This window comes from Shewanella amazonensis SB2B, assembly GCF_000015245.1.
In the GTDB taxonomy this organism is placed as follows: Bacteria; Pseudomonadota; Gammaproteobacteria; order Enterobacterales; family Shewanellaceae; genus Shewanella; species Shewanella amazonensis.
Genome location: NC_008700.1, coordinates 262409 through 275000, shown reverse-complemented (window position 1 = coordinate 275000; position 12592 = coordinate 262409). Strand labels below are relative to the sequence as shown.

Below are 12592 nucleotides of genomic sequence, written 5' to 3'. Positions count from 1 at the left end.
CAATCGCGAAAGGATGTGGCAACTGGCGGATGAGATCCACACTGGATGCTGGCTGCACCATTTGCTGTTGCATCCCCGGATAAGCAATGGCGGCCCCGGAGGCCGCCAACATCAGTGCGCAGACTATGCGCTTCATGATTTTTTACCCTTGCCGTTATCGGCTTCGGGCTGGCTACCTTTCAGCAAGGCATCGAGTTCTGCCTGCTGCTCAGGGGTCAAATCGGCAGCATCGGCTGTTTGACTGCGTTGTTTACGGATGAATAGTATTACCACCATCAAGCCAATCAACAGCAGTGCTACTGGTCCGAGCCACAGGATATAAGTCCGCCCTTCGACCCTTGGCTTATAGAGCACGAAGTCACCATAGCGGGTGGTCATAAACTCGATAATCTGATCGTCTGACTTGCCTTCGTCCACCATCTTGTAAACTTCCAGACGCAGGTCGCGGGCAACCGGTGAGTTGGAGTCGATGAGGTTTTGGTTTTGACACTGTGGACAGCGCAATTCATGTGCAAGCGACAAAGCACGCTTTTGATTGTCGGCAGACTTAAATTCATAGGTGTCCACCGGCGTTGCGAATGTCAGGGTGCTGATACAGAACAGCACCATTGCCAACAACAGGTTTAATGGTTTCATGAGGCGGCTCCTGTCGCAGTGGCTTTACCGGAAGCGGCCGCTTCCGCAGCGGCCTCCTGCTGCAACTGCTGAACCATGGGGTAAAGAGTCTCACTCCACACACGCTGATCAACCGGACCGGCAAAGCGGAAGCGAATAATACCCTTATGGTCAACCAGAAACGTTTCCGGCGCACCATACACCCCCAGGTCCAACCCTAGACGACCATCTTTATCGAAGATGTTCAGTACATAGGGGTCACCCTGATGGCGAAGCTCGCGAATAGCTTCTGCACGCTCATCGCGATAATTGATACCGTAAATAGGCACCAACTTCTGACGGGTCAACGTCATCAAAAACGGATGCTCATACTTACAGGATGGACACCAGGTTGCCCAGACGTTCAACAGGGACACCTGACCTTTCAGGTCTTCCTGAGTGATCATCTCACCGGGCGTTTCCAGTTTCTCTAACTGAAACGCCGGAATAGGCTTACCTTCAAGCGCCGACTCCAGTTTTTGAGGATTCAGGAACAAGCCCTTGTAGAGGAATATCCCCATCCCCAGAAACAGTACCAATGGAATGAATAAGACCAGCTTCTTCATCGTTTCTCCAATTTTCAGGCTGTAGCCAGGTTACCTTTAGTCGCTTCTTTAGCTTTGTCGGAAGCCGCTGCCTTTACGCGGTAACGTTTATCCGAGGCCGCAAAGAAACCACCCACCATCATAAAGATACCGCCGAACCATAACCAACGAACGAATGGCTTGTAGTTCAAACGCACCGCGTACTCGGTGGCACTGATAGGGTCACCCATGGTGACATACAGATCTCGGAACAGACCCCAGTCGATCCCGGCTTCGGTCATGTCCATGGTGCGCACGTTGTACTGACGACGATCGGGCTTGAGGAGCGTCAGGAACTTGTCTCCCTTATACACCTCTATCTGACCTTGTTGTGCGGTGTAGTTCGGACCTACCACGTTTTTGGTCTCAGTAAACTTGAAGGTATAACCGGCCAGCTCATGGCTGATACCCGGACCCATACGCACACTCTTCTCGATTGAGTAGTTGGACACCATGGTGCCACCCACGACCGAGACCGCAATCCCCAGGTGAGCGATGATCATGCCCAACTGACTGCGACCCATGCGCGCAAGACTCAGGCCTTCGTTGGTCTTGACGATGTTATAGCCTGCACGAAGTGTGGCCAGGGTGATCCACACGGCAGCGCCGATACCCAAAGCAACCCAGGCGTTGAATGCGCCACCAGCGATGAAAGGCACTGCAATACCTACGACCGCAGAGACGATAGCCGGGATCAACAGCTGACGCTTCACTTCACCTTCTTTCGCTTTCTTCCAGCGGATAATAGGACCGATACCCATGAACACAAACATCACCAGGATGATGGGCACAAATACGGCATTGAAGTATGGTGGGCCTACAGAAATCTTACCCATGCCCAGCGCATCAATCAGCAGTGGGTAAAGAGTACCCAGCAGCACTGTGCCACAGGCAACGGTCAGCAGCAGGTTACATACCAGCAGCATGGTTTCTTTTGACCAGAGTTCAAACTTCGCTGGACTGCTCATTTCACTGGCACGGAACGCAAACAGTGTGAGTGAGCCACCAATAGCAAGACCAAGCAGTAAGAGAATAAACATACCGCGGCTTGGATCGGCAGCGAATGAGTGCACCGATGTCAGCACGCCGGAACGCACAATAAAGGTACCGAGCAAACTCAAAGAGAAGGCAAAGATAGACAGCAGTACCGTCCAGTTACGGAAGGTACCGCGCTTTTCGGTCACAATCAGTGAGTGCACCAGTGCGGTACCAATCAGCCATGGCATAAAGGACGCGTTTTCGACCGGATCCCAGAACCACCAGCCACCCCAGCCGAGCTCGTAGTAAGCCCACCAGGAACCCAGCGCAATACCACCGGTCAGGAAAATCCAGGCGGCCAGTGTCCAGGGACGGCTCCAGCGTGCCCAGGCAGAATCGAGACGACCACTGAGCAGTGCGGCAATCGCAAAGGCAAAGCTGACAGAGAAGCCCACATATCCCAGATACAGCATGGGTGGGTGGAAGATAAGGCCTACGTCCTGCAGCATGGGGTTTAGGTCTCGACCTTCCATCGGCGCAGGGAATAGGCGCTCGAACGGGCTGGAGGTCAGCAGCATAAACAGGGTGAAGCCCACAGTAATCATACCGAGCACCGCCAGTACCCGGGCGGTAAAGACTTCTTCCAGTCCTTTGCTGAACTTGGCTACGGCTGCAGCCCATACAGACAAGGAGAATACCCAAAACAGCAGAGAGCCTTCGTGACCACCCCAAACGGCCGCTATCTTGAAGAAGCTCGGAAGCTGAGAATTGGAATGGTGTGCCACGTAAGCAACAGAAAAATCATCGACCGCGAAGCTGTACGCCAGAGTCACAACAGACAGTGCAATGAACAGAAACATACCGTAAGCCAATGGCCAGGCGTAACGCACCAGATACTGATCTTTGCGCGCTACCCCAATGAGCGGCACGCAGCTGAGCAGTAAGGCAAATGCCAGTCCTGTTATCAGCGCAAAGTGTCCAAGTTCCGGGATCATGGGTACTCCTCAGTCTTATTAGTCCGGGTCGACAGCCTGACAACTACTATCGACGCACAACATGAATCACACATTAGTTTTTGCGAATTTGCGCCATTTTAGTAGTTGCTATAGTTCCTGTCTGCCATTTTCGCGCAAATCTGGGTGGCCAGTCTCATTCTTACAACATTGACGAATTTCGCACCCAACCACCCTTGGGCGAACATTCTGACCCCATTTTTACCAATTGGTTGCGGTTAAATCAGCTTTCTGTGAACCAGTGCCCAACTCTGGTGTTTCGGCTTCGGGCTTAAGCTTATATTACTGTTCAATGAATATGCTTATCGTATAATCTGACCCGCAAACCCGGCGGTATCGCCATTCAAGGCAACCAAGGTAATATAAGATAATGACCACATTCTGGATTTTGATTGCATTTGTTGTGCTGATCGGCCTCATGCTGATCTGGGTGCCCCACTTCCGGCAGCAGCGTCTGTTAGAGGCTGAAGAAGCTGGCGTGCGTAAGCAAACCAACCTTGAACTCTTTAATGAACGTTTGGCGATTCTCGAAAAAGAACTGGCTGAAGATCTGTTGGATAATCAGGAATTCGAGGCGCTGAAGAAAGAACTCGAAATTAGCCTGCTGCAAGACATCAAGCAGGGCAGTGACGAGTCACTGGTCAACACAGTTAAACCCAAAGGGTTGCTGTGGCCTGTGGTGATGTCCGTTACGCTGCTTGGTATTTCCGGCTACATGTATCAGCACCTTGGCCAATATGAGAATGTGGCCAATCCTCCCCGCGCCGCCAATCCCCATGAAGGTATGACCGCCGAACAAATTATGTCGCAGCGGGTACAAATGATGGAAATGGCAGTACAGGCTGAACCCGATAACAGCCAGGCCTGGTTTAATCTGGGTCACGCCTATATTTCTGCGAACCGGTTTGACGAAGCCGTAAACGCTTTCGATAAGGTAATGGCACTGGTAGGTACCCATGCCGAGTTGCTGGGCCCTAAAGCCACCGCCCTTTATTACAAGAACAATCAACAGATGTCGGCTGAGATACAGGCATTAGTCGACCAGTCTCTGGCACTCGATCCTCAGGATCCATCGACTCTGCTGTTGGTGGGTATGGATTCTTTCTTTACCGCCAACTACCAAAAGGCTATCGACGCCTGGCAAAGCATATTGTCTACCCAACGCACCGATATCGATAGAACAGCACTGATGAACGCCATCGAAACCGCCCGTATGAAGATGGCGGCCGAGTCAGGCGAGATGCCTCAGGACAGCGTTCACCAACCTGTTGCCAAGGCAGTGCCAACGGTAACGGTTCAAATTTCGGTATCACCTGAGCTTGCCGCCAATGTCAGCGATTCCGACATGCTGTTTATCTTCGCCCGTGCTACCGAAGGCCCGAAAGTGCCACTGGCGGCGACCAAGATCAGCGCCAAAGCACTGCCTGCCACTATCACTCTGGACGATAGCACCAATATGGGCGGCGATGTGAAGCTCAGCAGCGCCAAGCAGGTTGAGATCATTGCGGTATTGTCGAAGCACGGCAGCGTTAAGCCTCAATCAGGAGACCTTAAAGGCAGCCTTAATGGGGTCGATGTGGGTGGCGAGTCTGTGAACCTGGTACTGGATACCTTGGTGCAATAAGCCCCGGGCGACAGGTACTCACCTACAATAAAGCCGGCTATCTGCCGGCTTTTTGTTTGCCTGAGGTCAGTCTTGCTCAAGGCAAAATTACAAAAAAACGGACAATAAAAAACCGGCCTGATGGCCGGTTCTTCGAACTACATTCCAATTACTTGGACATGAACTCGATGGCGTTCTTGTAGTCTTCGTCGGTACAGTCAGTGCACATGCCGCCTGGAGGCATAGCGTTCAGACCACCTTTAACGCTGGTCAGCAGCGCATCGATACCTTTGGCCAGACGAGGTTCCCACTGGGCAGCATCGTGAGCCTTAGGGGCACCGGCTACGCCCATGCTGTGACATACCTGGCAAGCCTTGTTATATACAGCTTCACCTTCTTGGGCAGATACGCTGGCAGCCATAGTCAGAGCAGCTACTGCAGTCATTGCTAACAGTTTTTTCATGTTCAATGTTCCTAATGCAAATACTTACATGCTCAACGCTGCCCTCGAAGGCAGACTGGTTTTAGCGAGATTAGGGTACTACAAACTTCAAAAGATCTCACCTTTTTGTGAGTTCCCTCCCAGCTTGTTTTAGAGGATGAGATTTACCCCACAAATTCGGCAATATATTAGCAAATATTGAAAAAGTTCCGGCATCATTGCACTTATTGGAACTGCATCAAATTGCTGATACTTAGTCTACTTCATCGGTAAACCCCGGATTTCAAGTATGTTAGTATCAGCACAGGATTACGCGGTATTAGAGGTCTCAGTGACACTACCAACAAAAACAGCCCACTCACTGGTATCCGCCGAAAAGCTGACTTGCATTCGTGAAGAAAGGATCCTCTTTGACGAACTGAGTTTCAGTGTGAACGAAGGCGATATCATCCAAATTGAAGGCCCCAATGGCGCGGGCAAAACCAGCTTGCTGCGCATCCTTGCAGGACTCTCCCGCCCTTACGCCGGCAGTGTGTTTTACCGCGACGAAGAAATTGGCCGTTGCCGCGATGAATTTAACGAAGACCTACTTTATTTAGGCCATTTGGCGGGTGTCAAAAGCGAGCTGACAGCCGAAGAGAACCTTAACTTCAATTTAAGGCTCAGTGGCTATGATGATTTCGACACCGGCGAGGTCCTCGCCAAGGTCAATCTGAAGGGATTTGAAGAAGCGCTTGCAGGTCATTTATCTGCGGGGCAGCACAGACGCACCGCGCTTGCACGGCTTTGGCACAGCAACTGTAAAGTGTGGATCCTGGACGAGCCTTTTACCGCCATTGACAAACGCGGCGTTGCTGAGCTTGAACAACTGTTTCTCAAGCATGCCGATAACGGCGGCTGTGTGATCCTGACGACTCACCAGGATATGGGACTCATCAAGGATGAGCGGCTTCGCAAACTCAAGCTTGAGTACAGGTTCGTATAAGGTTGGCTCGCATGAAAAGAGGCATTAGTTTTACCCAGGCATTTGGCACTGTACTCAAGCGGGATTTAAAAATTGCCATCCGTCATCGCGGCGATATCTTCAATCCCTTGTTATTTTTTGTGATGGTCGTGACCCTGTTCCCATTGGGAATTGGCCCTGAACCACAGGTATTGACCCGCATTGCTCCCGGCATCATTTGGGTAGCTGCGCTGCTGGCGTCCATGTTATCGCTGGAGCGTTTGTTCAAAGCAGACTTTGTCGATGGCTCGCTGGAGCAGATGCTGCTAAGTCCGCAGCCACTGTACATCACAGTGCTGGCCAAGGTGCTGGCCCACTGGCTGTTAACCGGCGTGCCACTGATTTTGGTGTCGCCGCTGCTGGCGGTATTGCTGCATCTGGAAGACAACAGTTATGGTGCGCTGATGAGCACCCTGGCGCTGGGTACTCCGGTGCTGAGTCTGCTTGGTGCCATAGGTGTGGCACTGACGGTAGGATTACGTAAAGGCGGCGTATTACTGAGTTTGTTAATACTGCCGCTCTATATTCCGGTACTGATTTTTGCGACCAGTGCCATTGATGCAGCGGGAATGAATTTACCCTACGATGGCCAGCTCGCTATAATAGGTGCCATGCTGGTTGGGTCTTTAACACTGGCGCCCTTTGCCGTTGGCGCCTCTTTAAGAGTGAGTACTAACTAATATGTGGAAGTGGTTACATCCTTACGCCGATCCCGAGCGTGCTTACAAGTTATCAGACAAACTCTTACCCTGGTTTGCCTTCCTGGCGTTAGCCTTTATCGCCACTGGCACCACCTGGGGATTGCTGTTTGCGCCGACAGACTATCAACAGGGTGACAGCTATCGCATCATCTTTATTCACGTGCCAGCGGCATCCATGTCGATGGCAGCGTATATGGGGATGGCCACCGCCGCCTTTATTGGTCTGGTATGGCAAATTAAAGCAGCTGATTGGACCGCCGCAGCCATCGCGCCAATCGGTGCTGTGGTCACCTTTATCGCCCTCTTCACCGGCGCAACCTGGGGCAAGCCGATGTGGGGCACATGGTGGGTATGGGATGCACGCCTGACTTCTGAGTTGGTGCTGCTGTTCCTGTATTTGGGCGTGATTGCGCTTTATGCATCTTTCGAAGACAAGGTGCTGGCCGCCCGGGCCGCTGGTATTCTGGCGATTGTGGGTGTGATTAACATCCCCATCATCAAGTATTCAGTGGAATGGTGGAGCTCACTGCATCAGCCATCCACGATTCGAATCACCGAAAAATCCACCATGTCCAGCGACATGCTGTACCCTTTGCTCATTAATATTGTGGGCTTTGGCTTGATGATCGGTGCTTTGACCCTGGTTCGATTCAAGGCCGAGATCCTGGCACGCAATGCCATGCGTCCCTGGGTGCGCGAGATGGCCTTGGCTCAAGGAGTTAAATAATGCAGTTTGAATCCTTTACAGACTTTATCAACATGGGAGGCTACGCCTTCTATGTCTGGCTGGCTTATGGCGTTACTGCTACCAGCCTCGCGACCCTCATCATTCTTAGCACGCGCCAAAAAGGCAAGGTGCTCACGGAGATCGCTAAGAAAATCGCTCGGGAAGAGCGCCTGAAAGAAAGCCGGAGCAACAAAGCATGAATCCAAGACGTAAGAAAAGACTGGCCCTTGTCGTAGGTCTGATTGGTGGTGTGGCAGCGGTGGCTTCTTTGCTGCTGTATGCACTGAATACCAACCTTAACCTGTTCTATACCCCAACTGAAATCGCTCACGGAAAAGCAGACACTGGCATCAAACCTGAAGTGGGGCAGCGTATTCGTGTAGGTGGTATGGTGACTGTTGGCTCCATGATCCGTGACCCCAACAGCCTCCACGTTGAATTTGCAGTTCACGATGCTGGCGGCGGTGAAGTGATTGTGACTTATGATGACCTGCTGCCGGATCTCTTCCGTGAAGGCCAGGGCATTGTAGCCCAGGGCGTTTTGACCGAAGACGGTAAACTGCAGGCCAGTGAAGTGCTCGCCAAACACGACGAAAACTACATGCCGCCTGAAGTCGCTGAAGCCATGGGTAAAAACCATGAGAAGCTGGAATATACCGAGACACAGAAAGGCGGTTCACGCTAATCTCTTCGAAAGCCTCCACCCGGAGGCTTTCTTCTTAGCGGCACGACTATACTTGGTGGAGTCATTCACGGAGATGACATCATGTGCCGCTTCATCATATTGTTCTGCTGCCTTTTACTTTCCCCAGCCTTTGCCGCTCGCGTAGCTATTATAGAAAGCTACCACGCAGGCTACGCCTGGGACCAAGAATACGTGACTGGTATTGAAGATGTGCTTGCAGGACATCAGCTGACACGTTTCCAGCTCGATACCAAACGCATCCCTCGGGAAGACTATGAGACCGCCGCAGACCGCGTCTGGAACGAGCTCAAAGCGTATGAGCCAGAACTGATATTGATTGGAGACGATAATGCATTCAGATTGCTATCAGCGCGACTAAGCAAGCTTAAAGTCCCGTTGGTATTCCTCGGACTTAACGGTACACCAAGAGACTACGAACTGGAACAGTTCAGCGCGATCACCGGGGTGTTTGAGAGGCCACTGTTGAAACGGTCGGTATTGTTTATGAGCGCTCTGCTAAACAAAGACGCCCCCAGAATACTGGTGCTATTTGATGCGTCCACTACCTCGACGGTGTCACACGCACACCTCAGTCAGCTGGAGCCTTATGTAAAGGTCGGCAATATTCATATCGACATACGGCTGGATAACCGCAGCGAAGTGTGGCGAGACCGGGTGACTCAAGCGAAGGCGCAAGGCTACGATGCGATTATCGTCGGCCTCTACCATACTCTCTTTGAAGCTGATGGCAGCTATACCCCGCCAGATGAGATGCTTAACTGGATCTACGACCATACATCCGTTCCATCGTTCGGCTTCTGGGATTTTTCTATCGGCCCGAGGGGTAATGTAGGTGGTTATGTTCTGGATGGATATGCCCACGGTAGGACAGCCGCCAGGATGGCAGAACGTATCTTAAATGGCACACCCGCGTCGAGTATCTATCCGGTGATCGATGACAGCGGCCGTTGGGTGTTCAGTCGTAGTGGAATGCAGAAATGGCAACTCAAAGTGCCCGATGGTCTGGATGGGAAAATTGATTGGATGGAGTAGTTTGCAGACATAAAAAAACCGGACCCTAAGGTCCGGTTTTTTCGGTAACGCTCAATTACTCAGCGGCTTCAACTTCAACAGCTTGAGCAGCTTCTGGGCGACCAACCAGCTCGATGTAAGCCATAGGGGCTTTATCACCGGCACGCAGACCGCACTTCAGAATACGGGTGTAACCACCAGGACGCTCCTGGTAACGTGGACCCAATTCGTTGAACAGTTTACCAACGACTTCTTGATCGCGGGTGCGAGCAAATGCCAAACGGCGATTTGCAACGCTATCACTCTTAGCGAGTGTAATCAGGGGCTCAACTACGCGACGCAGTTCTTTCGCCTTCACAGCGGTAGTCTTGATGATCTCGTGACGTACCAGTGAAGAAGCCATGTTGCGGAACATAGCCTGACGGTGGCTGCTGTTGCGGTTAAGTTGACGACCACTCTTACGATGGCGCATGACCTAATCCTTATAAACTATCTCTGTACCAATCCGGTATTACAGGTCGTCTGCCAAGCTGGCTGGAGGCCAGTTTTCCAGACGCATACCCAACGACAGACCGCGAGAAGCCAATACGTCCTTGATCTCGGTAAGAGATTTCTTACCCAGGTTAGGAGTCTTGAGCAGCTCAACTTCTGTGCGTTGAACCAGATCACCGATGTAATGAATCGCTTCGGCCTTCAAGCAGTTGGCCGAACGTACAGTAAGCTCTAAATCGTCGACAGGACGCAGCAGGATTGGATCGAACTCTGGCTTCTCTTCCTTCTGCTCTGGAACAGACACATCACGCAGTTCTACAAACGCATCCAGCTGTTCAGCCAGAATAGTTGCAGAGCGACGGATAGCCTCTTCTGGATCGATTGTACCATTAGTGGTCATATCGATTACCAGCTTGTCCAGGTCAGTACGCTGCTCAACACGGGCCGCTTCTACATTGTAGGCAATACGGGCAACCGGTGAGAAAGAAGCGTCAACCAGCAGACGACCGATTGGGCGATCATCGTCTTCGTTCTGTGCACGGGCAGAAGCCGGCACATAACCACGACCACGCTCAACGCGGATACGCATGCTGATGTCATGATTACCGGTCAGGTGACAGATAACATGATCAGGGTTGGCGATAGTAACATCACCATCATGGGTGATGTCTGCTGCAGTAACAGGGCCTGCGCCGGACTTGCTCAGAGTGAGCATAGCCTCGTCTTTGCCCTCAAGAATCACTGCCAAACCTTTCAGGTTCAACAAGATCTCGAGGATGTCTTCCTGAACGCCTTCCTTGCTGCTGTATTCGTGCAGTACACCGTCGATTTCAACTTCGGTGACCGCGCAGCCAGGCATGGACGACAGAAGGATGCGACGCAACGCGTTACCTAAAGTGTGACCGAAACCACGCTCAAGCGGTTCCAGGGTAACTTTGGCACGAGTTGGGCTAACCTGCTCGATGTCCACGAGACGCGGTTTAAGAAATTCTGTAACAGAACCCTGCATTGTGTCCTCTCTTGTTTGTTAGCCTTACTTAGAGTAAAGCTCGACGATCAGCTGTTCGTTAATATCCGCAGACAAATCGCTACGCTCTGGCAGACGCTTGAAAGCACCTTCCATCTTAGCGGCGTCTACTTCAACCCAAGTAGGCTTCTCACGCTGGGCAGCCACTTCCAAAGCCGCTTTGATACGGGCTTGAGTGCGTGACTTCTCACGGATGCTTACTACATCATTCGCAGACACTTTGAATGAAGGGATGTTAACAACACGACCGTTTACCATAACAGACTTATGGCTAACCAGCTGACGTGCTTCGGCACGAGTTGAGCCAAAGCCCATACGATAAACTACGTTATCCAGACGGGTTTCCAAAAGTTGCAACAGGTTTTCACCGGTGTTGCCTTTCAGACGTGCAGCTTCCTTATAGTAGTTACGGAACTGCTTTTCCAGCACACCGTAAATACGACGAACTTTTTGCTTCTCACGCAGCTGAGTACCGTATTCAGACAGACGTGGCTTGCGCGCACCGTGCTGACCTGGAGCGGTTTCCAGCTTACACTTCGAATCAATTGCTCTCACACCGCTTTTCAGGAAAAGGTCGGTACCTTCCCGGCGGCTGAGCTTGAGCTTGGGACCCAAGTATCTTGCCATGTTCTTTCTCCAACTATCCTAACTAACGGCGTTACACGCGGCGCTTCTTAGGAGGGCGACAACCGTTGTGTGGGATCGGTGTCACGTCAGTGATGTTGGTGATTTTGTAACCAACAGCGTTCAGCGCACGAATGGCTGATTCACGACCTGGACCTGGACCCTTCACAAACACTTCAAGGTTTTTCAGACCGTAGTCCTGAGCGGCAACACCTGCGCGCTCTGCTGCTACCTGAGCTGCGAATGGAGTAGACTTACGTGAACCACGGAAGCCTGAACCACCTGCAGTTGCCCAAGAAAGAGCATTACCCTGACGATCGGTGATAGTCACGATTGTGTTATTGAAAGATGCATGGATGTGAGCCATGCCATCGGCAACCTGTTTACGTACGCGCTTGCGCGGAGAACGTGATGGAACTTTAGCCATTTCTCACCTTCCCGTTACTTCTTGATAGGTTTACGTGGACCTTTGCGAGTACGCGCATTGGTCTTGGTACGTTGCCCACGCAGGGGCAGGCTGCGACGATGACGGAGGCCACGATAACAACCAAGGTCCATCAGACGCTTGATGTTCATGGAAACCTCACGACGCAAGTCACCTTCTACTGTGTATTTGGCAACTTCTTCGCGCAGGGTATCGATTTGAGCTTCGCTCAATTCCTTGATCTTGGCATCTTCAGCAATGGCAGTAGCGGCGCAAATGGCTTTTGCGCGAGTACGACCGATACCGTAGATTGCAGTCAAAGCGATGACTGCGTGCTTATGATCAGGAATGTTAATGCCAGCTATACGGGCCACTATGCACTCCTTAAGTTAAAGGCCACCTGTGAAAAGCCCGAAAGGATACTCGACAGGTGACAGTTTTGCAAACATTTTTTGGCCAGCCCTGTTACCAGGGACTGGCCAGATTTTTTAGCCTTGACGCTGTTTGTGTTTTGGTTCAACACAGATAACGCGTACAACGCCGCTACGCTTGATGATCTTGCAGTTACGGCAGATCTTCTTCACGGAAGCTCGAACTTTCATT

General features: G+C 51.6%; 18 protein-coding genes (1 of these 18 only partly in view). 7 read left to right on the top strand and 11 right to left on the bottom strand.

All coding sequences use genetic code 11. The annotated features are described in order from the left end of the window. The 4 genes in view from SAMA_RS01310 to SAMA_RS01295 are tightly spaced (at most 14 nt apart) and all read right to left on the bottom strand, a layout consistent with a single transcriptional unit that may run on beyond the window. A protein-coding gene (locus SAMA_RS01310; protein WP_011758372.1) for a TlpA disulfide reductase family protein crosses the window boundary here: on the bottom strand, window positions 1–136 show its 5' end (the start). The gene continues 446 nt to the left of window position 1, outside the view; the window shows 136 of its 582 coding nt (coding positions 1–136); it begins with the start codon at window positions 134–136; the stop codon falls past the left edge of the window. Continuing rightward, on the bottom strand, window positions 133–636 hold the full coding sequence (gene nrfF / locus SAMA_RS01305) for a heme lyase NrfEFG subunit NrfF (protein ID WP_011758371.1): 504 nt from the start codon (window positions 634–636) through the stop codon (window positions 133–135). The genes SAMA_RS01310 and nrfF overlap by 4 nt, the downstream gene beginning before the upstream one ends. Further along, window positions 633–1220, bottom strand: coding sequence for a DsbE family thiol:disulfide interchange protein (locus SAMA_RS01300; protein ID WP_011758370.1), 588 nt, complete (start codon window positions 1218–1220; stop codon window positions 633–635). Before SAMA_RS01300 ends, nrfF begins: the two co-directional genes overlap by 4 nt. A 14-nt stretch (window positions 1221–1234) precedes the next feature. Next, window positions 1235–3211 (bottom strand): heme lyase CcmF/NrfE family subunit, encoded by a 1977-nt coding sequence (locus SAMA_RS01295; protein ID WP_011758369.1) that lies wholly within the window; start codon window positions 3209–3211, stop codon window positions 1235–1237. Between the two features lie 388 nt (window positions 3212–3599). On the opposite strand from SAMA_RS01295, the gene ccmI reads away from it, so the two are divergent. Then, window positions 3600–4853, top strand: coding sequence for a c-type cytochrome biogenesis protein CcmI (gene ccmI, locus SAMA_RS01290; protein WP_011758368.1), 1254 nt, complete (start codon window positions 3600–3602; stop codon window positions 4851–4853). A gap of 148 nt (window positions 4854–5001) precedes the next feature. On the opposite strand, the gene SAMA_RS01285 is transcribed toward ccmI, so the two are convergent. Beyond that, the gene (locus tag SAMA_RS01285) at window positions 5002–5295 is read right to left on the bottom strand and encodes a c-type cytochrome (protein ID WP_011758367.1); all 294 of its coding nucleotides are present in this window, start codon (window positions 5293–5295) and stop codon (window positions 5002–5004) included. A gap of 310 nt (window positions 5296–5605) precedes the next feature. On the opposite strand from SAMA_RS01285, the gene ccmA reads away from it, so the two are divergent. From ccmA to SAMA_RS01255, 6 genes are all read left to right on the top strand, one after another. Further along, window positions 5606–6259 carry a cytochrome c biogenesis heme-transporting ATPase CcmA gene (gene ccmA / locus SAMA_RS01280; RefSeq protein ID WP_011758366.1) on the top strand — a complete coding sequence of 218 codons (654 nt, stop codon included), beginning with the start codon at window positions 5606–5608 and terminating at the stop codon, window positions 6257–6259. An 11-nt stretch (window positions 6260–6270) separates the two neighbouring features. Then, entirely contained in the window at window positions 6271–6957 is a 687-nt protein-coding gene (gene ccmB, locus SAMA_RS01275) for a heme exporter protein CcmB (protein WP_011758365.1), read from the top strand. 1 nt (window position 6958) lies between these two features. Next, window positions 6959–7705 (top strand): heme ABC transporter permease, encoded by a 747-nt coding sequence (locus SAMA_RS01270; RefSeq protein ID WP_011758364.1) that lies wholly within the window; start codon window positions 6959–6961, stop codon window positions 7703–7705. Then, window positions 7705–7905 (top strand): heme exporter protein CcmD, encoded by a 201-nt coding sequence (gene ccmD / locus SAMA_RS01265; protein ID WP_011758363.1) that lies wholly within the window; start codon window positions 7705–7707, stop codon window positions 7903–7905. The genes SAMA_RS01270 and ccmD overlap by 1 nt, the downstream gene beginning before the upstream one ends. Then, a complete protein-coding gene (gene ccmE / locus SAMA_RS01260; protein ID WP_011758362.1) occupies window positions 7902–8390 on the top strand; it encodes a cytochrome c maturation protein CcmE in 489 nt (162 codons plus the stop codon). Before ccmD ends, ccmE begins: the two co-directional genes overlap by 4 nt. Window positions 8391–8471: 81 nt before the next feature. Further along, entirely contained in the window at window positions 8472–9443 is a 972-nt protein-coding gene (locus tag SAMA_RS01255) for an ABC transporter substrate-binding protein (protein ID WP_011758361.1), read from the top strand. A gap of 55 nt (window positions 9444–9498) precedes the next feature. On the opposite strand, the gene rplQ is transcribed toward SAMA_RS01255, so the two are convergent. From rplQ to rpmJ, 6 genes are all read right to left on the bottom strand, one after another. Continuing rightward, window positions 9499–9894 carry a 50S ribosomal protein L17 gene (rplQ, locus tag SAMA_RS01250; RefSeq protein ID WP_011758360.1) on the bottom strand — a complete coding sequence of 132 codons (396 nt, stop codon included), beginning with the start codon at window positions 9892–9894 and terminating at the stop codon, window positions 9499–9501. A gap of 39 nt (window positions 9895–9933) precedes the next feature. Then, the gene (locus tag SAMA_RS01245; protein WP_011758359.1) at window positions 9934–10923 is read right to left on the bottom strand and encodes a DNA-directed RNA polymerase subunit alpha; all 990 of its coding nucleotides are present in this window, start codon (window positions 10921–10923) and stop codon (window positions 9934–9936) included. Window positions 10924–10947: 24 nt separating this feature from the next. Next, the gene (gene rpsD / locus SAMA_RS01240; protein ID WP_011758358.1) at window positions 10948–11568 is read right to left on the bottom strand and encodes a 30S ribosomal protein S4; all 621 of its coding nucleotides are present in this window, start codon (window positions 11566–11568) and stop codon (window positions 10948–10950) included. Window positions 11569–11599: 31 nt separating this feature from the next. After that, window positions 11600–11992, bottom strand: a complete 393-nt coding sequence (gene rpsK, locus SAMA_RS01235; RefSeq protein ID WP_011758357.1) for a 30S ribosomal protein S11 — start codon at window positions 11990–11992, stop codon at window positions 11600–11602. A 14-nt stretch (window positions 11993–12006) separates the two neighbouring features. Then, window positions 12007–12363 (bottom strand): 30S ribosomal protein S13, encoded by a 357-nt coding sequence (rpsM, locus tag SAMA_RS01230; protein WP_011758356.1) that lies wholly within the window; start codon window positions 12361–12363, stop codon window positions 12007–12009. Window positions 12364–12477: 114 nt separating this feature from the next. Continuing rightward, on the bottom strand, window positions 12478–12591 hold the full coding sequence (gene rpmJ / locus SAMA_RS19290; RefSeq protein WP_011758355.1) for a 50S ribosomal protein L36: 114 nt from the start codon (window positions 12589–12591) through the stop codon (window positions 12478–12480). Between the last annotated feature and the right edge of the window lies 1 nt (window position 12592).